This is a genomic window from Cupriavidus necator (assembly GCF_016127575.1).
In the GTDB taxonomy this organism is placed as follows: domain Bacteria; phylum Pseudomonadota; class Gammaproteobacteria; order Burkholderiales; family Burkholderiaceae; genus Cupriavidus; species Cupriavidus necator_D.
Window position 1 is genome coordinate 2,011,743 of sequence record NZ_CP066018.1, and the last position, 22,611, is coordinate 2,034,353.

Genomic DNA, 22,611 nt, shown 5'->3' on the forward strand with positions numbered 1-22,611 from the left:
AGTGGAGGCCGTTGTGCTTTCAGGCTGCGCCGCGGCGGCTCAGCACTCGTTCGATGGCGCCAGGCGGGCTTCCTGGCTGCCGTCGGGGTAGATCACCCGCACGCACGCGCCTGGCTCCAGCCCCGGCGCCGCCGGCGCGTTGGCCGCCACGATCGTGCCGTCCATGGTTCGCACCTTGTACTGGAACAGGTCCACCTGCTGCACCGGCGCGGGCTTGTTGAACAGCCGGCTCAGGTCGAAGGCAAAGCCCACGCCCACGCCGCCACCCCCGCCGCCACCCGCGGCACCCACGCCGACGCTGGTGCCGCCGCCGTAGTACGGGGGCACCTGGGCCACGTCCAGGCGGGTCAGGAACGTCTTCTCGGTGACGCGGCCAAGCTTGATGGTGGCGTTCACCGGCGTGACCTGCGGCGGCTGCGGCGTGCTGCTGCAGGCAGCCAGCACCGGCAGCAGGCCGCACAGGACAAGATAGGGCCGGGTCTTCATGGCGAGATCAGGCCGGTCTTGAGCCGGCCAAGCAGTCGGAACAGGGCGCGCCGGTCGGTCTCGGCCAGGCCCGAGAACAGTTGCCCGATCCAGTCCTCATGCGCGCGCGCCATGCGCGAGAACGCGGCGCGCCCGGCCGGGGTCAGGCGGATCAGGTAGGCACGGCGGTCAGTGGGCAGGGCCTCGCGTGAGACCAGGCCTTCCTGCTGCAGCTGGTCGGTGATGCCGGTGACGTTGCCGCCGGTCACCATCATGCGGCGCGACAGCTCGCCCATCTTCAGGCCTTCCGGATGGCGGTCGAGCTGTGCCATCAGGTCGAAGCGCGGCAGCGTGCAGGCAAAATCCTGGCGCAGCCGCGAACGGATATCGCCCTCGATCAGGGTGGTGCAGGTCAACAGCCGCAACCACAGCCGCAGGGCTTCGTGCTCGGTCTGGTCGGCACGGGTTTCAAGGTCGACCGGCGCGCTGTCGGCGCCGGCGGCAGGGGATGGGTTTGGCATCTTCAGTGCATCGGTGCGCAGGTGTGCGGCCGCGGCCGCCAGGGGCCGCCCACGGGGCGGGCAGCCGACATTTGATGCCTCAAGTATATGCGCGATACGCGCCGCCGCCCTGCCGGCGATCAAATCGGCGTCAATCCACCTTGGCGCCGGAATCCTTGACCACCTTGGCCCACTTGGCGGTCTCGGCGCGGATGAACGCGGCGAACTGCTCCGGCGTGTTGCCGACAGGCTCGGCGCCCTGCGCCTGCAGGCGTTCGCGCACGGCCGGGGCGTTCAGCGCCTTGGCCACTTCCTGCTGGATGCGGTGGATGACGTCCGGCGGCGTGCCGGCCGGCGCCAGCATGCCGAACCAGGAGCTGGCTTCATACTGAGGCAGGCCCGCAGCCTGGGCAATGGTTGGCACGCCCGGCAGCGCCGGCGAGGGCCTGGCGCTGGTCACCGCCAGCGCCTTGAGCTTGCCGCTCTTGATCAGCGCCATCGACGACGGCAGGTTGTCGAACATCACCTGCATGGTGCCCCCGGCCAGGTCCGTCAGCGCCGGCCCGCTGCCCTTGTACGGGAAGTGGACCATGAAGGTCCGGGTCTGCGTCTTGAACAACTCCCCGGCCAGGTGGATCGAGGTGCCGTTGCCACTGGAGGCCATGTTGATCTTGCCGGGATTGGCGCGCGCGTAAGTGATCAGGTCCTTGACGCTGTCGATCTTGTTCTGCTGCGCAAACACCGGGTTCAGCACCAGCACGTTGGGCACGGCCGCCACCTCGGTGATCGGGGCGAAGTCCTTGATCGGATCGAACGGCAGCTTGCCGTACAGCGACTGGTTGATGCCATGGGTGCCCACGGTGCCCATCAGCAGCGTGTAGCCGTCCGGAGCGGCCTTGGCGACGATGTCCGCGCCGATATTGCCGCCGGCACCGGGTTTGTTGTCGACCACCACGTTCCAGCCCGGCAGCCTGGCCAGCTCTGCGGCCACGGCGCGGGCCAGGATGTCGGTGGTGCCGCCGGCGGCAAAGGGCACCACCAGCCGGATCGGCTTGGCCGGGTACGGGTCTGCGGCCAGCGCCGACTGGCTGGCGAGCGCGGCAAGGCTGGCGGACAGCAGCAGCGCAACGACGCGCCGGCGAGTGGGTTGCATGGGTGGTCTCCTGGTGTGGCCCGCTCTCGGTACCTGGGGGGCTATGGTCAGTGCATTCTAGTCGGCGCCCGCAGTGGCGCCGATGAGGTGATGCCCTATGGGGCTGCAGCGCCGCGCCAATGAAAAAAGGCACCCGAAGGTGCCTTTCAAGCTCAGCCTTGCGACTGGCGATCAGAACTTGTGGCGGATGCCGATGGCGGCGCCAATCATCTTGTCTTCGCCGGTACCCAGGAAGTAACCATTGGCGAAGCTGATCGCCGAGGTGTCGAAGTTCAGGCCGGCGTTCTTCGAGAAGGCCGTGGTCAGGTACACGTCGGTGCGCTTGGACAGGTTGTAGTCGGCCACGAACGAAATCTGCCAGGGGTTCTTGATGTTGTTGGTGGTGTTGACGGTGGCGGCGGCCGGGTTGAAGTTCTTGACGTCGTCGTAGTAGTACGCGAGCGTCAGGCCCAGTGCCGGCGTGACCTGGTAGTTGGCGCCGACCCAGTAGTAGTTGTCCTTCAGGATCGTATTGTCGTTCACATGCTTGCTCATGCCCCAGCGATAGCCAGCCATCAGCTTGGCCGGACCGAAGGCATAGCTGGCAGCGACCGCGGCTTTCTTGAATTCGCCGGTGCCGCCGGCGGCGTTCAGGGTCGGGTTGTACTGGTCATAGGCGCCGCTGATGCCGAACGGGCCGGCTGACCACGACACGCCGGCACCGTAGCCGGTGTCGCGGCGGAACTGGCCGGCGACTTCGCCACCGCCGGCAACGCCGTTACCGAACGACCAGTGCGCGACCGCGGTCACCGGGCCGAACTTGCCGGTGTACTTGGCGGTGTTGTCCGAACGGAAGTTCAGGCCCAGTTGAGCGACCACCGGCTCGTACTGGGTGGCATAGCCGGTCGGCGAAAAATTGGCCATCATGTCAAACAGCGAGGTGTACTGGCGACCGAAGGTCACGCGGCCCACCTGGGCGCTTTCCAGGCCGACATAAGCCTGACGACCGAACAGGCGGCCGCCTTGCTGCGAGCGCCCGTCGTCCAGGCCGAAACCGCTTTCCATCACGAACAGTGCCTTCAGGCCGCTGCCCAGGTCTTCCACGCCACGCAGGCCCCAACGCGAACCGGACAGGCCGCCGGACGACATGCGGAAGAGGTTCTCCGACGGGCCGGTCGCAAATCCGTTGGCCGCCGACGGCGTGACGCTCGACATATTGCTCACGTACTCGATGTTGGCATCCACCACACCGTAGAGCGTGACGCTCGATTGGGCCTGCGCCGCCCCAGCAAATGCGCCAAGCGCTGCCAGCGCCAGAAGCGATTTCTTCATGCTCGTTGATCTCCACTGTAAGAATTATTGGTGACGGCCCGGGAGAACCTCCTGTTGGTCTCCATCCCCCGTGCGTCAAACTTCCTGGGAAGTTGCGAAGTACTGTAACAAACAACCCTTAATTCACTACTCAGGCCAATCCCCCTTGTCTTCTTTTAACAACTCAGGGTTTCTGAGTAGCCGGGCGCATCAATGCAAGGCGGGATGCGGGTTGGCGCCGATTAGAGGCAAGCTACAATGCGGGTAATCCCGATGGCCCCCTGTGCGTACCGCAGCCGCAGCTGCGCACCCCACGATCGCAGGGACTGCCGGGAACGAAGACCAACTGCCTCTGCGACATGGACACCCTGATCAAAGAATTCGACGTGGCATTGCGCGCCATTGCCGGCGCCACGCGCACCGCGCGCGCCAACCCGGCTGACCGGCTGGCGCCGGACACCGAACAGATGAGCGCCGATGAACGCCGCCACGTGGCCGGGCTGATGCGCATCAACCATGTCGGCGAGGTCTGCGCGCAGGCCCTGTACCAGGCCCAGAAGCTCACCGCGCGCGACGGCGCGGTGCGCGCGCAGATGGATGCCGCCGCGCGCGAAGAGGAAGACCACCTGGCCTGGTGCGCCGAGCGCCTGCGCGAGCTGGGCTCGCGCCCGAGCCTGCTCAACCCGCTGTGGTACGCCGGCGCCTTCGCCATCGGCTGGATGGCCGGCCGCGCCGGCGACCGCGTCAGCCTGGGCTTCGTCGCCGAGACCGAGCGCCAGGTCGAGCACCACCTGGGCGGGCACCTGGACCGCCTGCCCGAGGCCGACGGCCGCTCGCGCGCCATCCTCGAGCAGATGCGCGACGACGAGATCCGCCACGGCAACGCCGCGCGCGATGCCGGCGGGATCCCGTTACCTGCCCCGGTGCGGGCGCTGATGCGCGGCGCCTCGCGCGTGATGACCACCGCCGCCTACCGGATCTGAGCCGGCCCTGCCTGCCCCCCCGCCGGCCCTGATTCCGGCGGGGCTGGCGGGCAATTGTTGTATCCTTTCTTCGCGCGACGGGGCAGGTCTTTCCCGTGCCGCCGGCAGTTCCTCCGCAAGTGGTTCTCAGGTGGTTTCTCGGCTTTCCTCCCTAAGATCTTCATTTCATTAAGGATTCACTTTTTCGGTGCGTGAGGTGTGCGCGCTAAGTCATTGTTCTTATTCAAAAAAACTCGTTTGCTGCCCTGCAACCAGCCTTGACCCGCCATATCGCTTCCTCTAAAGTGGGAAATAGTGTGAGGAAGTGTATTTTTGTGTGAAATTGGGCCCCGACCGTGGGATGATGTCGCCATAGTCGGAACAGAAGGGATTCACGCGCATGCTGGCCGACAACCGGCCGGCATGGACCGGGAGCAAGCTTGTTTCAGGGAGCATCGGCACTCTCGCTGGATGCCAAGGGACGGATGTCCATTCCGTCCCGGCACCGCGAGGCGCTGCAACAGCAGGCCGAGGGCCGGGTGACGCTGACCAAGCACCCGGATGGCTGCCTGTTGCTGTTTCCCCGGCCCGAGTGGGAAACCTTCCGCACGCGCATTGCAGCGCTGCCGATGGATGCGCACTGGTGGAAGCGCATCTTCCTGGGCAACGCCGCCGACGTGGAAATGGACGGCGCGGGCCGGGTGCTGATCGCCCCGGAGTTGCGCAGTGCCGCCATGCTCGACAAAGAAGTCATGCTGCTCGGCATGGGCAGCCATTTCGAAGTGTGGGATGCCGCGACCTACGCCGCCAAGGAACAGCAGGCGATGGCGCAGGGCATGCCCGAAGCATTGAAGAATTTCTCTTTCTGACGAGGTCATGAGTCCAACCGGAACGCCGGCAACCCCCGCCCTGCGCCATCGCACCGTGCTGCTGGACGAGGCCGTCGACGCCTTGGTCTGGCGGCCCGACGGGGTCTACGTCGACGGCACCTTCGGCAGGGGAGGGCACAGCCGGGCGGTGCTGGCCCGGCTGGGGCCAGACGGGGCCCTGGTTGCGTTCGACAAGGACCCAGCAGCAATCGCAGAAGCGGGCACCATCAAGGATGCCCGCTTCTCCATTGAGCACGCGAGCTTTGCGGCCATGGCCGAGCGCCTGTCGGGGCGCGGCCACGTCGCCGGCGTGCTGCTCGACCTGGGGATCAGCTCGCCCCAGATCGACGAGGCGGCGAGGGGGTTTTCCTTTCGTTTCGAGGGCCCGCTGGACATGCGCATGGACACCACGCGCGGCATCACTGCCGCGCAGTGGCTGGCGCAGGCGGATGAGCAGGACATTGCCAGGGTGATACGAGACTATGGGGAAGAACGGTTTGCTGTACAGATTGCAAAGGCGATTGTTGCTCGCCGGAGCGAACCCGGCGATGGCGGACCCATCGCCACTACTGCCGACCTTGCCGCGCTCGTGGCGAAAGCCGTCAAAACACGCGAGAAGGGTCAGGACCCTGCGACCCGCACCTTTCAGGCTCTACGGATTCACGTCAATCAAGAGCTTGAGGACCTCGAAAGAGGGCTGAAGGCGGCGTATGAACTGCTGCAGGTCGGAGGGCGCCTGGTGGTGATCAGCTTCCACTCGCTGGAGGACCGCATCGTCAAGCGGTTCATGGCGGCGCACGCCCGTCCCCAGCAGGATGCCGACCCGGCGCTGCGGCGCGCGCCGCTGCGCGCGGCCGACCTGCCGCAACCGACGCTGCGCCTGCTCGGCCGCTACAAGCCGGGCCCTGAAGAGGTGGCCGCCAACCCGCGCGCGCGCTCGGCCGTGATGCGCGTGGCCGAGAAGCTGGCCCCTGCCGCGACCACTGCCGGCGGAGGCGCACGCGCATGAACCGCCTGACCTTCTTCCTGCTGGCCGCGCTGATCCTGTGCGCGCTGTCGCTGGTGAGCGCGCAGCACCAGGCGCGCACGCTGTTCGTCGCGCTGGAGCGGGCCCAGGCTGAAGAGAAGCAGCTCGATATCGACTGGTCGCGCCTGCAGTACCAGCAGAGCGCGCTGGGCAAGAGCGCGCGCATCGCCGACGCGGCGCGCGCGCAGCTGAAGATGGCGCCGGTCAACCCCGGCAAGACCCAGTATCTGTCCGGCATCGTGCTGCCGCCGCCTGCCGAGGCGGCGTCGGCCAGTGCCGCGGAGGCGCGCCGATGAGCATGGCCCGTCCCAACCCGCCCCGCCGTGACCGCAACGGCACCGCCTCGCGCCCGCGCAGCGGGCAGTTCTCGGCCAGCCCGGTGCTGGGCCTGCGCCTGCCGATGTGGCGCTCCAAGCTGGTGGTGTTCCTGATGTTCGCCGCCTTCGGCGCGCTGGCCCTGCGCGCGGCCTGGATCCAGGGCCCCGGCAACCAGTTCTACGAGGCCGAGGGCAAGAAGCGCTTCCAGCGCACGCTGGAGCTGCCGGCCACGCGCGGCAAGATCCTGGACCGCAACGGCCTGGTGCTGGCCACCAGCCTGCCGGTCAAGGCCGTCTGGGCGGTGCCCGAGGACGTGCCCAACCAGGTCGAGGCCGCCAAGATCCGCCAGCTGGCGAAGTTGCTCGGCATGTCCGAGAAAGACCTTGGCAAGAAGCTGTCCGAGGACAAGGGCTTCGTCTACCTGAAGCGCCAGGTGCTGCCTGACGTCGCCGACAAGATCGCCGCGCTGAAGATCGAGGGCATCCACCAGACCCGCGAATACAAGCGCTTCTACCCGGAAGGCGAGGCGATGGCCCACATCGTCGGCTTCACCAACGTGGAAGACCGTGGCCAGGAAGGCGTGGAGCTGGCGCGCGAGCCCGGCCTGGCCGGCCGGGCCGGCGCGCGCCAGGTGATCAAGGACCGCCTGGGCCGCGTGGTCGAGGACGTCGGCGTGCTGAAGACCCCGCGCGACGGCGAGGACATCCAGCTGTCGATCGACGCCAAGATCCAGTACCTGGCCTACAACGAGCTCAAGGCCGTGGTCGAAAAGCACAAGGCCAAGGCCGCCAGCGCGGTGGTGCTCGACGCCCAGACCGGCGAAGTGCTGGCGCTGGCCAACTGGCCCACCTACAACCCCAACGACCGTACCCGGCTGTCCGGCGAGCAGCTGCGCAACCGTGTGCTGACCGACACCTTCGAGCCCGGCTCGATGATGAAGCCGATCACGGTCGGCCTGGCGCTGCAGCTCAAGCGCGTGACGCCGTCCACGGTAATCACCACTACCGGCAAGTACAACTTCGAAGGCGCCACCATCAGCGATACCCACAACTACGGGGCGCTGACGGTGAGCGGCGTGATCCAGAAGTCGAGCAACATCGGCACGACCAAGATCGCGATGATGATGAAGCCGCAGGAGATGTGGGACATGTACACCAGCATCGGGCTGGGCCAGGCGCCCAAGATCGGCTTCCCCGGCGCCGTGGCCGGCCGCGTGCGCCCGTTCAAGAGCTGGCGCCCGATCGAGCAGGCCACCATGTCATACGGCTACGGCCTGTCGGTGTCGCTGTTCCAGATGGCGCATGCCTACACCATCTTCGCGCATGACGGCGAGCTGATCCCGGTGTCGATGTTCCGCACCAGCGGCCCCGCCACCGGCGAGCGCATCCTGTCGCCCCAGGTGGCCCGCGACGTGCGCGCCATGATGGAAACCGTGACCGCGCCCGGCGGCACCGCGCCCGAGGCGCAGGTGATGGGCTACCGCGTCGGCGGCAAGACCGGCACCGCCTACAAGCATGAAGGCCGCGGCTACAACCGCAGCAAGTACCGCGCCTCGTTCATCGGCCTGGCGCCGATGTCGAATCCGCGCATCATCGTGGCCGTCAGCGTGGACGAACCCACCGCGGGCAGCCACTACGGCGGCCTGGTGGCCGGCCCGGCGTTCGCGGCCATCACCGGCGGCACGCTGCGCGCACTGAATGTGCAGCCCGACTCGCCGATCCGCCAGCTGGTGGTCAGCGACAAGGTGCAGGAGAGCGAACCGTGGAGTTCGACCCAATGACGGCCAAGCCACTGCTCCCGCTCGAGGTCACCGCGCAGGCCAGCAATGCGCTGGCCTGGCTGCGTACCAACGTGGCCGCCGCCGCGCAGCTGACCGGAGATACCCGGCGCCTGGCGCGTGGCGATGTGTTCTTCGCCTACGTGCTCGGCAACGCGCGCCTGGCCACCGACGGCCGGCTCTATATCGCCCAGGCGATTGCCGCCGGCGCGGGGGCCATCGTCTATGAGGCCGACGGCTTCGACTGGCCCTTCAGCGACGTCGTGCCGCATCTCGCGGTGAGCCACCTGCACCAGCTGGCCGGCCCGATCGCCGCCGGCTGGCATGGCAACCCGGTGCGCGGCCTGGCCGTGACCGGCATCACCGGCACCAACGGCAAGACCTCGTGCAGCCAGTGGCTGGCACGGGTGCTGCAGGCCGCCGGCACGCCCTGCGCGACCATCGGCACGCTGGGCACTGGCTTCCCGGGCGCGCTGCAGGCTACCGGCTTCACCACGCCTGACGCGGTGCAGCTGCAGGCCAGCCTGGCGTCCCTGCACGACGCCGGCGCGCGCGCGGTGGCGATGGAGGTGTCCTCGCACGGCCTGGAGCAGGAGCGCGTGGCCGGTACGCATTTCTCTGTGGCGGTGCTGACCAACCTGACCCAGGACCACCTCGACTACCACGGCTCGATGGCCGAGTACGAGGCCGCCAAGGAGAGCCTGTTCCGCTGGGACGGCCTGCGCACCGCGGTGGTCAACCGCGACGACGCCATGGGCCAGCGCCTGCTGGCGGCGGACGCCGCCGCCATCGGCGCGCCGCACGTGATCGAATACGGCATCGACGGCCCGGGCGCGGCCACGGTGCGCCGCCCGCGCGGCGAGTGGCTGCGCGCCACCAACGTGCGCGCCACGCCCACCGGCACCGCCTTCCATATCGACGGCAGCTTCGGCAGCGCCGAGATGGCCACACCGATGATCGGCGCCTTCAACGTCAGCAACCTGCTGGCGGTGCTGGGTGCGGCGCTGGCCAACGGCGTGGCGTGGGACGCGGCCATCGCCGCGCTGCGCGCGCTGACGCCGGTCGAAGGGCGCATGGAGTTGTTCGGTGCCGCCGGCGGCCCGGATGCGCCGCTGGCCGTGGTCGACTACGCCCATACCCCGGACGCGCTGGCGCAGACGCTGGCCGCGCTGCGCCCGGTGGCGCAGGCGCGCAACGGCCGCCTGTGGTGCGTGTTCGGCTGCGGTGGCGACCGCGACCCGATCAAGCGCCCGCTGATGGGCGCGGTGGCCGAGCGCGAGGCCGACGAGGTCATCCTGACCAGCGACAACCCGCGCAGCGAAGACCCGCAGGACATCCTGGACGCCATTGCCGACGGCATGGCCGTGCGCGCGCGCGCGCGCCAGATCGAAGACCGCGCCGCCGCCATCCTCTATGCCGTCAGGCACGCGGCACCGGCCGACGTGGTGCTGGTGGCGGGCAAGGGCCATGAGGCCACCCAGGAGATCCAGGGGCGCAAGCGCCCGTTCTCCGATCGCGAACATGTACGACTGGCGCTTGCCACCCGTGGAGTATCGGCATGAGCCAGACCCCAATGACCAACTTGCAGCAAGCCGCCGGCTGGATCGCCGGCGCGCGCGTTTGCGGCGACGGCGCCGTGGAGTTTTCGCGCGTGCATAGCGACAGCCGCAGCGTCGAGCCCGGCGACCTGTTCGTCGCTCTCAAGGGCGAGCGCTTCGACGCGCATGACTTTATCGCCGACGTGGTGGCGCGCGGCGCTGCCGCCGTGCTGGTCAGCCGCGAGGTCGATGCCGGCGTGCCGGCCATCGTCGCGCCGGACACGCGCATTGCGCTGGGCGAGCTCGGCGCCGGCTGGCGCCGCCAGTTCACGCTGCCGGCGGTGGCGGTGACCGGCAGCAACGGCAAGACCACGGTCAAGGAAATGATCGCGGCCATCTTCGCCGCGGCGGTAGGCGAGGAGCAGCGCCTGGCCACCGGCGGCAACCTGAACAACGATATCGGCCTGCCGCTGACGGTGCTGCGCCTGCGCGCCACGCACAAGCTGGCGGTGCTGGAGCTCGGCATGAACCATCCGGGCGAGACGGTCTACCTGGCCGGCATCGCCCAGCCCACCGTGGCGGTGATCACCAACGCGCAGCGCGAGCACCAGGAGTTCATGGTCAGCGTGGAAGCCGTCGCCCACGAGCACGCTGCCGCGATTGCGGCGCTGCCTGCCAACGGCGTGGCGGTGTACCCGCTCGACGCGGAAAGCGGCGGCGCCTACGCGCCGGTGTGGCGCAATGCCGCGGGCGCGCGCCGTGCGCTGTCGTTCGGCACCTCGCAGCGCGCCGATGTGCACGCCACCGTGACGCTGGTCGACGGCGCACAGGTGATGCAGGTACGCGCGCCTGGCCATGCCTTCGACGTGCGCCTGGCGCTGCTGGGTGAGCACAACGTGCGCAACGCGCTGGCGGCCATCGCCTGCGCGCTGGCCGCGGGGGTGCACGTGCCGGCGATCCAGCGGGGCCTGGCCGGGTTCCAGGCGGTCAAGGGCCGGCTGCAGGTCAAGTACACGCCGGGTGGGACGGTAGTCATCGACGACACATACAACGCCAACCCCGACTCCATGCGCGCCGCCATCGACGTGCTGGCCGGCTTTGCCGCGCCGCGTGTGCTGGTGCTGGGCGACATGGGCGAAGTGGGCGACCAGGGCCCCGCATTCCACCAAGAAATCGGTGCCTACGCCAAGGCACGCGGCATTGGCACGCTGTGGGCGACCGGTGAACTGGCCGTGCATGCGGTGCAGGCATTCGGCGCGGGTGGCCGGCATTTCGGCACCGCGGAAGCCCTGGCAAAGGCGCTGGAGGAAGACAGCAGGGGCATGGTGGAGCAAGTGGGCGCCGTGCTGGTGAAGGGATCGCGCTTCATGCGCATGGAACGGATGGTCGCGGCGCTGGTCGCAGACACTTCCGCACATTAAATAAGACAACACGATGTTATTGGCTCTGGCCCAGTGGCTGCAAAACGACTACAGCTTCCTCCGGGTCGTCAACTATCTGACTTTCCGCGCGGTGATGGCCAACCTCACCGCGCTTCTGATCGGGCTGGCGTTCGGTCCGTGGGTGATCCGCAAGCTGACCGAGCTGAAGGTCGGCCAGGCGGTGCGCACCATCGGCCCGCAGACCCACTTGGTCAAGGCCGGCACGCCGACCATGGGCGGCGTGCTGGTGCTGGTCTCGATCGCGGTGTCGACGCTGCTGTGGTGCGACTGGGGCAACCGTTTTATCTGGGTGGTGATGCTGGTCACCTTCGGCTACGGCGCGATCGGCTGGGTCGACGACTACCGCAAGGTGGTGTATCGCGACCCGCGCGGCATGTCGAGCCGCGAGAAATTTTTCTGGCAGACGCTGATCGGCCTGGTGGCCGCGGTCTACCTGGCGTTTTCGGTATCGGAAAGCAGCAACGTGCGGGTGTGGGAGCTGTTCCTGAACTGGGTCGAGGGCGGGCTGTCGTTGGACATGCCGTACAAGTCCAACCTGATCGTGCCCTTCTTCAAGGAGATCAGCTACCCGCTGGGCGTGGCCGGCTTCATCGTGCTGACCTACCTGGTGATCGTGGGCTCGAGCAACGCCGTCAACCTGACCGACGGCCTGGACGGCCTGGTGATCATGCCGGTGGTGCTGGTTGGCGGCGGGCTGGGCGTGTTTGCGTACGTAATGGGCAACTCGGTCTACAGCAAGTACCTGCTGTTCCCGCATATCCCGGGCGCGGGCGAACTGCTGATCTTCTGCTCGGCATTGGCCGGCGCGGGGCTGGCCTTCCTCTGGTTCAATGCGCACCCGGCGCAGGTGTTCATGGGCGACGTCGGCGCGCTGGCGCTGGGCGGCGCGCTCGGCACGGTGGCGGTGATCGTGCGCCAGGAGATCGTGCTGTTCGTGATGGGCGGCATCTTCGTGGTGGAAACACTGTCGGTGATGGCGCAGGTGACGTGGTTCAAGATCACCAAGCGCCGCTATGGCGAAGGCAGGCGGCTGTTCCGGATGGCGCCGCTGCACCACCATTTCGAGCTGGGCGGTTGGAAGGAAACCCAGGTCACGGTGCGCTTCTGGATCATCACCATGCTGCTGGTGCTGATCGGGTTGTCGACGCTGAAGTTGCGTTAATGGTTGCGCGGGTCAGGGACTGACGGCGCTTTCTATATAGATACAGGAAAACAAAGGCAGGAAATCGAAGTGTTTGGCGAGCTGCAAAAACCTCATGTGCTGGTACTGGGCCTTGGTGAGTCGGGCCTGGCCATGGCGCGCTGGTGTGGCCTGAACGGCTGCGCGGTGCGCGTGGCTGACACGCGCGAGGCGCCCGCCAACCTTGTCTTCCTGCAGGCCGAGCTGACTTCGGCCGAATTCGTCGGCGGCCCGTTCGCCGACAGCCTGCTCGACGGCATCGGCCTGGTGGCGATCAGTCCGGGCCTGTCGCCGCTGGAAGCCGCCACTGGCGCGCTGCTGGCCGCGGCGCAGGCGCGCGGCATCCCCGTGTGGGGCGAGATCGAGCTGTTCGTGCGCGCGCTGCGCCACCTGGAAGCCGAGTCCGGCTACGCGCCGAAGATCCTGGCGATCACCGGCACCAACGGCAAGACCACCACCACCGCGCTGACCGGCCGGCTGGTGGAGCGCGCCGGCAAGAGCGTGGCGGTGGCGGGCAATATCAGCCCGTCGGCGCTGGACAAGCTGTCGGCCTGCATCGCCTCGGCATCGCTGCCGGAGGTGTGGGTGCTTGAGCTGTCCAGCTTCCAGCTGGAAACCACGCACACGCTGGCGCCCGCCGCGGCGACTGTGCTCAACGTCACCCAGGACCACCTGGACTGGCATGGCTCGATGGAAGCCTATGCCGCGTCCAAGGCGCGCATCTTCGGGCCGGCCGGCAGCGAGTGCGTGCAGGTGCTCAACCGCAACGACCGCCTGACCATGGATATGGCGCGGCCCGGGAGCACGCCGCTGACCTTTGGCACCGACCTGCCGGAAACGCCGGGCAGCTTCGGCATCCTGCGCGAGGGCGGCATGCCCTGGCTGGTGCTGGCCGAACCCGATCCGGACGCGGAAGGGGAGGGCAAGCCGCGCCGCCGCAAGGCCGCCGAGGTGGCCCGGGAAGCCGTGCCGGTGCGCCACAAGCGCCTGATGCCGGCCGACGCGCTGCATATCCGCGGCATGCACAACGCCACCAACGCGATGGCCGCGCTGGCGCTGTGCCGCGCCATCGACCTGCCGATGAACGCACTGCTGCACGGCCTGCGCGAATACCGCGGCGAGCCGCACCGCGTGGAGTGGGTTGCGACCATCGACGATGTCGAGTATTTCGACGACAGCAAGGGCACCAACGTGGGCGCAACCGTGGCCGCGCTGTCTGGGCTGGACAAGCGCGTGGTGCTGATCGCCGGCGGCGAAGGCAAGGGCCAGGATTTCTCGCCGCTGGCCGCGCCGGTGGCGCAGTACGCGCGCGCGGTGGTGCTGATCGGCCGTGCCGCGGGTGAACTGCGCGATGCATTGCAGGGCAGCGGTGCCAGCCTGGTCGACGCCGGCACGCTGGAAGAGGCCGTGACCAAGGCTGCCGGACTGGCCGAGAGCGGCGATGTGGTGCTGCTGTCGCCGGCATGCGCCAGCCTCGACATGTTCCGCAACTACGTGCATCGCGCCGAGGTGTTCCGCGGCGCCGTGGAAGAACTGGCGCTGTCCCGGGGGATCCTGCCATGAGCGAAGCACAGGTCAAGCGCAGCGGCTTTATCGGCGCCACCATCGGCAATGCCTGGGGTGGCCTGCGCGACGCCGTGTCGGGCGTCAAGCCGACCCGCTCGCGCATGATGGAGTACGACCAGCCCATGCTGTGGGTGTCGATCGTGCTGCTCGCGCTCGGCCTGGTGATGGTCTATTCGGCCTCGATCGCGCTGCCGGACTCGCCGCGCTACGCCAACTATCGCGAGAGCCACTTCCTGATGCGCCATGCGTTCGCGCTGGGGATCGGGCTGTCGGTCGGGCTGGCGTCGTTCCAGGTCCCGGTCAAGGTGTGGGACCGCTACGCGCCCAAGCTCTTTATCTTCGCGCTGATCCTGCTGGTGATCGTGCTGGTGCCGTTCGTCGGCAAGGGCGTGAACGGCGCGCGGCGCTGGATTCCGCTGGGCGTGATGAACTTCCAGCCGTCCGAGCTGATGAAGCTGGCGGTGGTGCTGTACGCGGCCAACTACACCGTGCGCAAGCAGGAGTGGATGCAGACCGTGTCCAAGGGCTTTTTGCCGATGGGCGTGGCGGTGGTGGTGGTGGGCATGCTGCTGCTGCTCGAGCCCGACATGGGCGCGTTCCTGGTAATCGCCGCGGTGGCGATGGGCATCCTGTTCCTGGGCGGCATCAACGGCAAGCTGTTTGCCGGGCTGGTGGGCGTGGCAATCGGCGCGTTCGCGCTGCTGATCACGGCTTCGCCCTGGCGGCGCGAGCGGATCTTCGCCTACCTGAACCCGTGGGAAGAGAGCAACGCGCTGGGCAAGGCCTACCAGCTCACGCACTCGCTGATCGCTTTCGGCCGCGGCGAGTGGACCGGGGTGGGGCTGGGCGGCAGCATCGAGAAGCTGCACTACCTGCCCGAGGCCCATACCGACTTCATCCTCGCGGTGATCGGCGAGGAATTCGGCTTTGTCGGCGTGCTGGTGGTGATCGTGCTGTTCTACTGGCTGGTGCGGCGCGCCTTCAATATCGGCCGCACCGCGCTGCAGCTGGACCGCACCTTTGCCGGCCTGGTGGCCAAGGGCATCGGCGTGTGGATCGGCTGGCAGACCTTTATCAATATGGGCGTGAATCTGGGCCTGCTGCCGACCAAGGGGCTGACGCTGCCGCTGGTGAGCTATGGCGGCTCGGGGATCTTGATGAACTGCGTGGCGCTGGCGATCCTGCTGCGCATTGATTATGAAAATCGAGTATTGATGCGCGGAGGGAAGGTATGACCGGACCGCGCACCTTGCTCGTGATGGCCGGCGGCACCGGGGGGCATGTGTTCCCGGGGCTGGCGGTCGCGCACGCGCTGCGCGAGCAGGGCTGGAAAGTGGTCTGGCTGGGCAACCGCACCGGCATGGAAGCCACGCTGGTGCCCAAGCACGACATCCCGATGGAGTTCATCCAGTTCGGCGGGCTGCGCGGCAAAGGCCTGGTGACCAAGTTCCTGCTGCCGCTGAACCTGCTGCGTGCGTTCTGGCAGAGCATAGCCGCGCTGCGCCGGGTGCGCCCGAGCGTGGTGCTGGGCATGGGCGGCTATATCACCTTCCCGGCCGGCATGATGGCGTCGCTGCTGGGGCGCCCGCTGGTGCTGCACGAGCAGAACTCGATTGCCGGACTGGCCAACAAGGTGCTGGCCAAGGTGGCCGACCGCGTGCTGTGCGCGTTCCCGGACACGCTGCCCGGCGGCGAATGGACCGGCAACCCGGTACGCGAGGAACTGGCGCACCTGGACGCGCCCGAAGCGCGCTATGACCAGCGCAGCGGCCCGCTGCGGATCCTGGTGGTGGGCGGCAGCCTGGGCGCCGCGGCGTTGAACGAGGTGGTGCCCAAGGCCATCGCGCTGCTGCCCGGGGGCGAGCGCCCGGTGGTCACGCATCAGGCGGGCGCGAAGCAGATCGACACGCTGCGCGCCAACTACGCGGCCGCGCAGGTGCCCGCGCAGACCCTGCCGTTCATCGACGACATGGCGCGCGCTTACGCCGATGCGGACCTGGTGATCTGCCGCGCTGGCGCGATGACGGTGTCGGAAGTGGCTGCCGCGGGTGTGGCGGCGATGTTCGTGCCGTTCCCGCATGCGGTGGACGACCACCAGACCACCAACGCGGAATTTTTGTCGAAGCAGGGCGCGGCCCTGCTGGTGCAGCAGAAAGACCTGACGGCCGAGGGGCTGGCGCAAACCATCGCCAGCCTGACCCGGCCGCAGCTGAAAGACATGGCGCGCCTGGCGCGCGGACTGGCCAAACCTGAGGCAACCCGGCGCGTCGCCGAGATCTGCAGTCAGCTGGCCAGGGACTGAAGCCTATATAAGCAGCAATCGAATGAAGCATATCGTCAAGAACATCCACTTCGTGGGCATCGGCGGCGCCGGCATGAGCGGCATCGCCGAGGTCCTGCTGAACCTGGGATACAAGGTCTCGGGCTCGGACGTGGGCAACAATGCCGCCACGCGGCGCCTGGCATCGCTCGGCGCCACGGTCATGCACGGGCATGACGCGGCCAACGTGACCGGCGCCAACGCGGTGGTGGTGTCGACCGCCGTCAGCGGCGACAACCCCGAAGTGCTGGCCGCCCGTAGCAAGCGCATCCCGGTGGTGCCGCGCGCAGTGATGCTGGCCGAACTGATGCGCCTGAAGCAGGGCGTGGCCATCGCCGGCACGCACGGCAAGACCACCACCACCAGCCTGGTGGCGTCGGTGCTGGCCGAAGGCGGGCTGGACCCGACCTTCGTGATCGGCGGCCGCCTGAACTCGGCCGGCGCCAACGCGCGCCTGGGCACGGGCGACTTCATCGTGGCCGAGGCCGACGAGTCGGACGCATCGTTCCTGAACCTGTTCCCGGTCATCGAGGTCATCACCAATATCGATGCCGACCACATGGACACCTACGGGCATGACTTTGCCCGGCTCAAGCAGGCGTTCATCGAATTCACCCAGCGGCTGCCGTTCTACGGCATCGCGGTGCTGTGCGTCGACGACCCCAACGTGCGCGAGATCCTGCCGTTCGTGTCCAAGCCGGTGGTGCGCTACGGCTTTGCCGAGGATGCCCAGATCCGCGCCGTGGACGCGCGCGCGGTCGACGGCCAGATGCACTTCACCGTGCAGCGCCAGCTCAACGGCCATACCGAGCCGCCGCTCGAGATCGTGCTGAACCTGCCCGGCCTGCACAACGTGCAGAACGCGCTCGCGGCGATCGCCATTGCCACCGAGCTGGAGGTGCCCGATGCCGCCATCGTCAAGGCACTGCGCGAGTTCCATGGCGTGGGCCGGCGCTTCCAGCGCTACGGCGAGGTGGCCACGCCCGACGGCGCCGGCACCTTCACCCTGGTGGACGACTACGGCCACCACCCGGTCGAGATGGCGGCCACGCTGGCCGCCGCGCGCGGCGCGTTCCCGGGGCGCCGCCTGGTGCTGGCGTTCCAGCCGCACCGCTTTACCCGTACGCGGGATTGCTTTGAGGACTTCGTCAAAGTGCTGGGCACCGTCGATGCGCTGCTGCTGTCCGAGGTCTACGCCGCCGGCGAAGCCCCGATCGTGGCCGCCGACGGCCGTGCGCTGACCCGCGCGCTGCGCGTGGCCGGCAAGGTCGAACCTGTTTTCGTGGAGCAGATGGAAGAAATGCCGCAGGCCATCCTGGATGCCGTCCGGCCGGGCGATGTGGTCGTGACGATGGGCGCGGGCTCGATCGGGGCCGTGCCGGGGCAGCTGGTGTCGCACCAGCAATCGACGCAATCAACGCAGGGAGGCCAGGCATGAGCTTCGTGGCCCATCCCAATATCGATCCCAAGTCGCTGGGCAAGGTCGGCGTGCTGCTGGGCGGACGCTCGGCCGAACGCGAGATCTCGCTGATGTCTGGCAACGGCGTGCTGGCCGCGCTGCAGTCGCGCGGCGTGGACGCGCACGGCTTCGACCCGGGCCTGCAGAGCGTGGCCGAGCTGGCCGCTGCCGGCTTTGACCGCGTCTTTATCGCACTGCATGGCCGCTATGGCGAGGATGGCACCATCCAGGGCCTGCTCGAGCAGCTGGGCGTGCCGTACACCGGCAGCGGCGTGCTGGCATCAGCCATGGCCATGGACAAGCAGGCCACCAAGCGCTTGTGGATGACCTATGGCCTGGCCACGCCGCGCTTTGCCATGCTGCATGCGGACACTGATTTTGATGCCGTGGCGGCCGACCTGGGCCTGCCGCTGATCGTCAAGCCGGCGCGCGAGGGCTCGTCGATCGGCCTGACCAAGGTCACTGCCGCCGACCAGATGCGCGCGGCGTTCGAGAAGGCCGCGGCGCTGGACAACGACGTCATTGCCGAGACCTTTATCGACGGCGCCGAACTGACCTGCCCGATCGTGGGCGAGGGCGACAGCGCCGAAGCGCTGCCGGTGATCCGCATCGTTGCACCCGAAGCCAACTACGACTATCAAAATAAGTACTTTACTGACGATACCCAGTACTTGTGCCCGTCGGGCCTGGATCCCGAAGTCGAACGCGAGGTCCGGGCGCTGGCGGTGCAGTCCTACCGCGTGCTGGGCTGCCGCGGCTGGGCGCGTGCCGACCTGATGCTGCGCGCCGACGGCAAGCCTTTCCTGCTCGAGATGAATACCTCGCCCGGCATGACCGGCCATTCGCTGGTGCCGATGGCGGCGCGCGCGGTTGGCATCAGCTACGAGGACTTCGTGATGCAGGTGGTGGCCGCGGCCACGCTGGACCTGCATCCCAACGAGCATTGGAAACCCGAATAACGCAACCGAACAGGACCGTACCGGACCATGTGGCATAACGCACGCCTGCTCAACCTGATCGCCTCCGCGCTGTACGCGCTGGTGGTGCTGATGGCGCTCGCGGCAGGCCTGCTGTGGCTGGCGCAGCGGCCGGTGTTCGCCATCACCCATGTGGAGATCGGCCCGCTGGACGGCGGCGCCCTGCGCCACGTGAACGCGCCCAGCGTGCGTGCCAGCGCGCTGGGCAAGCTGACCGGCAATTTCTTCACGCTGGACCTGAACGCGGCCCGGCAGGCATTCGAGTCGGTGCCCTGGGTGCGGCGCGCCAGCGTGCGGCGCGAATGGCCCAACGGCCTGGCGGTCGAGGTCGAGGAACACGAGGCGCTGGGCACCTGGGGCACGCCCGACAGCGGGCGCCTGATCAATACCTATGGCGAGGTCTTTGTCGCCAACACCGCCGAGGCGGAAGAAGACGCACAGCTGCTGGCGCTGGACGGGCCGCCGGACAGCGAGGGCGATGTGATCGAGAAGCTCGAGGTCATGCGCCAGTGGTTCAAGCCGCTCAAGGCCGAGCCGCTGGCGGTGGCCCTGTCTGGCCGCTATGCGTGGCGCGCGAAGCTGTCCAACGGCATGGAGGTCGAACTGGGCCGCGAGCAGAACGATGAGGATCGCGTGGCGATGGACCAGCGGGTCCGGCGCTTCGTCGCGGCCTGGCCGCAGGTCACCCAGCAATGGGGCAGCCAGATCGAGTATGCCGACTTGCGTTATCCCAACGGCTTTGCCATCCGCGCCGCCAATGCCCGCTTCCTGACCGAGGCGCAGATCGCAGCGGCGGTCAGGGCGGAGAAGGCGGCGAAAGCAGCGAAGGCGGCCAAGCCGGCGCCGGCGGCAGCAGCGGTTTCAGGTACTTCCAACAACAATCCGACGCGACTGAAGAGCAAGAACGCGGAGAAAACCCGATGAGCAAGGAATACAAGGACCTGTTGGTCGGTCTCGATATCGGCACCTCGAAGGTGGCGGCGGTGGTCGCAGAACTGCGCCCCGACGGCAGCTACGAGGTGATCGGGATGGGCCAGTCAGAGTCCAAGGGTCTGAAGAAAGGGGTCGTGGTCAATATCGAGGCCACCGTGCAGTCGATCCAGAAGGCGCTGGAAGAGGCCGAGCTGATGGCCGACTGCAAGATTTCGGAGGTCTTCACCGGCATTGCCGGCAGCCACATCCGCAGCTTCAACTCCAGCGGCATGGTGGCGATCAAGGACAAGGAGGTCACGCAGACCGATGTGGCGCGCGTGATCGAGACCGCCAAGGCGGTCAATATCCCGACCGACCAGCAGATCCTGCACATCCTGACGCAGGAATTCATCATCGACGGCCAGGAGGACGTGCGCGAGCCCATCGGCATGAGCGGCATCCGCCTGGAAGTGAAGGTGCATATCGTCACCGGCGCGGTCAGCGCCGCGCAGAACATCGTCAAGTGCGTGCGCCGCTGCGGCCTGGAAGTGCACGACCTGATCCTGCAGCCGCTGGCTTCGAGCCTGGCGGTGCTGACCGAGGACGAGAAGGAACTGGGCGTGGTGCTGGTCGACATCGGCGGCGGCACCACCGACATCGCCATCTTCAGCGAAGGCGCGATCCGCCATACGGCCGTGATCCCTATCGCCGGCGACCAGATCACCAACGACATCGCGATGGCGCTGCGCACGCCGACGCCAGATGCCGAGGACATCAAGATCCAGTACGGCATCGCCAAGCAGGCGATCGCCGACCCGGACGACATGATCGAAGTGCCGGGCGTGGGCGACCGTGGCACGCGCACGCTCAGCCGCCAGGCGCTGGCCGCGGTGATCGAGCCGCGCATCGAAGAGCTGTACTCGCTGGTGCACCAGGTGGTGCGCGAGTCGGGCTATGAAGAACTGTTGTCGTCCGGCGTGGTCATCACCGGTGGTACCGCGATGATGCCGGGCATGGTCGAGCTGGGCGAGGACATCTTCCTCAAGCCCGTGCGCGTGGGTGTGCCGGAGTACCGCGGCAACCTGCACGAGGTGGTGAAGAGCCCGCGCTACGCGACCGTGATGGGCCTGCTGCTGGAAGGCCGTGTGCAACGCATGCGCGGACGCAAGGTGGCGGTGCAGAGCGGGTCGGTCAAGCAGGTGTGGACCCGCATGAAGGAATGGTTTGTCGGCAATTTCTGATCAATGCGGAAATTGACGCGCTGACGATGCAACGGCGCGCAGGCAGGGCGGTCTACCGGACAGGCCTGTGTGCCGAGTGGAAGTTTTCTGGTTTTCTTTTTATTGGTTTCTTGTTCAGAAACCAGGGGTTGCGGCGGGGAGGCTGCATCGTCTGGGGACTGATTTTTCTCGGAGGCAGTGATGGACTTTGACATGATCGAAACGGAAGTGCAGGACGGCACCATCATCAAGGTGGTCGGCGTGGGCGGTGCGGGCGGTAACGCCGTGCAGCACATGATCAGCCGCGGCGTGCAAGGCGTCGAATTCATCTGCATGAACACCGATGCCCAGGCGCTCAAGCGTTCGAGCGCTTCGCGCGTGCTGCAACTTGGCAATACGGGCCTGGGCGCTGGCGCCAAGCCGGAAGTCGGCCGCAACTGCGCCGAATCGGCCCGTGATCAGATCGCCGACTCCCTGCGCGGCGCGCACATGGTCTTCATCACTGCCGGCATGGGCGGCGGCACCGGCACGGGCGCCGCGCCGATCGTCGCGCAAGTGGCCAAGGAGATGGGCATCCTGACCGTGGGCGTGGTCAGCAAGCCGTTCGACTTCGAAGGCGCGCGCCGCGCCAAGGTGGCCGAACACGGTTCCAGCGAGCTGGAATCAAGCGTCGACTCGCTGATCGTGGTGCTCAACGAGAAGCTGTTCGAAGTGATGGGCGACGACGCCGAGATGGACAAGTGCTTCCAGTGCGCCGACGACGTGCTGCACAACGCGGTGGCCGGCATTGCCGAGATCATCAACGTTGACGGCCTGGTGAACGTCGACTTCGAAGACGTGAAGACGGTGATGGGCGAGCAGGGCAAGGCCATGATGGGGACGGCCACCGTGTCGGGCGTGGACCGCGCCCGCCTGGCAGCCGAGCAGGCCGTTGCCAGCCCGCTGCTGGAAGGCGTTGACCTGTCCGGCGCGCGCGGCGTGCTGGTCAACATCACCGCCAGCCGTTCGCTGAAGCTGTCGGAAACCAAGGAAGTCATGAACACCATCCGCAGCTACGCGGCGGAAGATGCGACCGTGATCTTCGGTACGGTGTACGATGACTCGATGAGCGATGCGCTGCGCGTGACGGTGGTGGCCACGGGCCTGGGCCGCTCGGCCAAGAAGCAACAGCCGATGACCCTGCTCAAGACCGGCACGGACAACATGCCGGTGCAGATGATGGCCAACATGACCGCCGCCGCGGCCACGCACAGCTCGCCGGACTACAGCAACCTGGATACGCCGGCAGTGTGGCGCAGCTCGCGTGAGTCGGCGTCGGCTCACGTGGCGGCGCTGCAGGAAAAGGGTGTGGATACGTACGACATCCCGGCCTTCCTGCGCAAGCAGGCAGACTGAGCCCTGCCTGGCGCGGCATCGGTGCCTCCACCGGCCGCCTGACGGAACGCGTCGCCTTGTCGCGATGCACGTGCGCTCCCCATCCGCGCGTGCCTTGCATGGACTGACGTGAACCGCCGGGCTGCTGGCGGCGCCGCGCCTGCGCCGGACTGAGCTTCACCCGCATCCCGCCGGGACTGGCGTGCCGCTGGCCGCCTCCCCGGACTGGTTTCCCGCCTTCCCGGTCGGGATGTATCAGCGT

Annotated in this window: 20 protein-coding genes; 16 read left to right on the forward strand and 4 right to left on the reverse strand. The window is 67.7% G+C overall.

Annotation, left to right across the window (positions count from 1 at the left end; all coding sequences use genetic code 11):
- Positions 1 to 39 precede the first annotated feature (39 nt).
- The 4 genes from I6H87_RS09395 to I6H87_RS09410 form a co-directional block, all read right to left on the reverse strand.
- Entirely contained in the window at positions 40 to 486 is a 447-nt protein-coding gene (locus I6H87_RS09395) for a hypothetical protein (protein ID WP_011616094.1), read from the reverse strand.
- The gene (locus I6H87_RS09400; protein WP_010814782.1) at positions 483 to 986 is read right to left on the reverse strand and encodes a MarR family winged helix-turn-helix transcriptional regulator; all 504 of its coding nucleotides are present in this window, start codon (positions 984 to 986) and stop codon (positions 483 to 485) included. The genes I6H87_RS09395 and I6H87_RS09400 overlap by 4 nt, the downstream gene beginning before the upstream one ends.
- A 130-nt stretch (positions 987 to 1,116) precedes the next feature.
- The gene (locus tag I6H87_RS09405) at positions 1,117 to 2,118 is read right to left on the reverse strand and encodes a tripartite tricarboxylate transporter substrate binding protein (RefSeq protein WP_010814781.1); all 1,002 of its coding nucleotides are present in this window, start codon (positions 2,116 to 2,118) and stop codon (positions 1,117 to 1,119) included.
- A 171-nt stretch (positions 2,119 to 2,289) separates the two neighbouring features.
- The gene (locus tag I6H87_RS09410) at positions 2,290 to 3,429 is read right to left on the reverse strand and encodes a porin (RefSeq protein WP_010814780.1); all 1,140 of its coding nucleotides are present in this window, start codon (positions 3,427 to 3,429) and stop codon (positions 2,290 to 2,292) included.
- Between the two features lie 338 nt (positions 3,430 to 3,767).
- Between I6H87_RS09410 and coq7 the strand changes: the two genes are divergently transcribed.
- The 16 genes from coq7 to ftsZ all read left to right on the forward strand — a co-directional run bounded on the left by coq7 (position 3,768) and on the right by ftsZ (position 22,370).
- The gene (gene coq7 / locus I6H87_RS09415; RefSeq protein ID WP_010814779.1) at positions 3,768 to 4,391 is read left to right on the forward strand and encodes a 2-polyprenyl-3-methyl-6-methoxy-1,4-benzoquinone monooxygenase; all 624 of its coding nucleotides are present in this window, start codon (positions 3,768 to 3,770) and stop codon (positions 4,389 to 4,391) included.
- 419 nt (positions 4,392 to 4,810) lie between these two features.
- Positions 4,811 to 5,239: a division/cell wall cluster transcriptional repressor MraZ gene (gene mraZ / locus I6H87_RS09420; protein ID WP_010814778.1), complete on the forward strand. Its 429-nt coding sequence runs from the start codon at positions 4,811 to 4,813 to the stop codon at positions 5,237 to 5,239.
- Positions 5,240 to 5,246: 7 nt separating this feature from the next.
- The gene (rsmH, locus tag I6H87_RS09425; protein ID WP_010814777.1) at positions 5,247 to 6,248 is read left to right on the forward strand and encodes a 16S rRNA (cytosine(1402)-N(4))-methyltransferase RsmH; all 1,002 of its coding nucleotides are present in this window, start codon (positions 5,247 to 5,249) and stop codon (positions 6,246 to 6,248) included.
- Complete coding sequence (gene ftsL, locus I6H87_RS09430; protein ID WP_011616092.1) at positions 6,245 to 6,562, forward strand: cell division protein FtsL; 318 nt, start codon at positions 6,245 to 6,247, stop codon at positions 6,560 to 6,562. The genes rsmH and ftsL overlap by 4 nt, the downstream gene beginning before the upstream one ends.
- Complete coding sequence (locus I6H87_RS09435; protein WP_010814775.1) at positions 6,559 to 8,364, forward strand: peptidoglycan D,D-transpeptidase FtsI family protein; 1,806 nt, start codon at positions 6,559 to 6,561, stop codon at positions 8,362 to 8,364. Before ftsL ends, I6H87_RS09435 begins: the two co-directional genes overlap by 4 nt.
- A complete protein-coding gene (locus tag I6H87_RS09440) occupies positions 8,361 to 9,923 on the forward strand; it encodes a UDP-N-acetylmuramoyl-L-alanyl-D-glutamate--2,6-diaminopimelate ligase (protein WP_011616091.1) in 1,563 nt (520 codons plus the stop codon). Before I6H87_RS09435 ends, I6H87_RS09440 begins: the two co-directional genes overlap by 4 nt.
- Positions 9,920 to 11,320 carry a UDP-N-acetylmuramoyl-tripeptide--D-alanyl-D-alanine ligase gene (locus I6H87_RS09445; protein ID WP_011616090.1) on the forward strand — a complete coding sequence of 467 codons (1,401 nt, stop codon included), beginning with the start codon at positions 9,920 to 9,922 and terminating at the stop codon, positions 11,318 to 11,320. The genes I6H87_RS09440 and I6H87_RS09445 overlap by 4 nt, the downstream gene beginning before the upstream one ends.
- 13 nt (positions 11,321 to 11,333) lie before the next feature.
- The gene (gene mraY, locus I6H87_RS09450; RefSeq protein WP_010814772.1) at positions 11,334 to 12,503 is read left to right on the forward strand and encodes a phospho-N-acetylmuramoyl-pentapeptide-transferase; all 1,170 of its coding nucleotides are present in this window, start codon (positions 11,334 to 11,336) and stop codon (positions 12,501 to 12,503) included.
- A gap of 69 nt (positions 12,504 to 12,572) precedes the next feature.
- Positions 12,573 to 14,084 (forward strand): UDP-N-acetylmuramoyl-L-alanine--D-glutamate ligase, encoded by a 1,512-nt coding sequence (gene murD, locus I6H87_RS09455; RefSeq protein WP_011616089.1) that lies wholly within the window; start codon positions 12,573 to 12,575, stop codon positions 14,082 to 14,084.
- Positions 14,081 to 15,322, forward strand: coding sequence for a putative lipid II flippase FtsW (ftsW, locus tag I6H87_RS09460; protein WP_010814770.1), 1,242 nt, complete (start codon positions 14,081 to 14,083; stop codon positions 15,320 to 15,322). Before murD ends, ftsW begins: the two co-directional genes overlap by 4 nt.
- Entirely contained in the window at positions 15,319 to 16,389 is a 1,071-nt protein-coding gene (gene murG, locus I6H87_RS09465; protein WP_010814769.1) for an undecaprenyldiphospho-muramoylpentapeptide beta-N-acetylglucosaminyltransferase, read from the forward strand. Before ftsW ends, murG begins: the two co-directional genes overlap by 4 nt.
- A 22-nt stretch (positions 16,390 to 16,411) precedes the next feature.
- On the forward strand, positions 16,412 to 17,845 hold the full coding sequence (gene murC, locus I6H87_RS09470; protein ID WP_010814768.1) for a UDP-N-acetylmuramate--L-alanine ligase: 1,434 nt from the start codon (positions 16,412 to 16,414) through the stop codon (positions 17,843 to 17,845).
- Positions 17,842 to 18,825 (forward strand): D-alanine--D-alanine ligase, encoded by a 984-nt coding sequence (locus I6H87_RS09475; RefSeq protein WP_011616088.1) that lies wholly within the window; start codon positions 17,842 to 17,844, stop codon positions 18,823 to 18,825. The genes murC and I6H87_RS09475 overlap by 4 nt, the downstream gene beginning before the upstream one ends.
- Positions 18,826 to 18,852: 27 nt before the next feature.
- A complete protein-coding gene (locus tag I6H87_RS09480) occupies positions 18,853 to 19,767 on the forward strand; it encodes a cell division protein FtsQ/DivIB (RefSeq protein ID WP_010814766.1) in 915 nt (304 codons plus the stop codon).
- Positions 19,764 to 20,996, forward strand: a complete 1,233-nt coding sequence (gene ftsA / locus I6H87_RS09485) for a cell division protein FtsA (protein ID WP_010814765.1) — start codon at positions 19,764 to 19,766, stop codon at positions 20,994 to 20,996. The genes I6H87_RS09480 and ftsA overlap by 4 nt, the downstream gene beginning before the upstream one ends.
- Before the next feature lie 180 nt (positions 20,997 to 21,176).
- The gene (ftsZ, locus tag I6H87_RS09490) at positions 21,177 to 22,370 is read left to right on the forward strand and encodes a cell division protein FtsZ (protein ID WP_010814764.1); all 1,194 of its coding nucleotides are present in this window, start codon (positions 21,177 to 21,179) and stop codon (positions 22,368 to 22,370) included.
- Positions 22,371 to 22,611 lie beyond the last annotated feature (241 nt).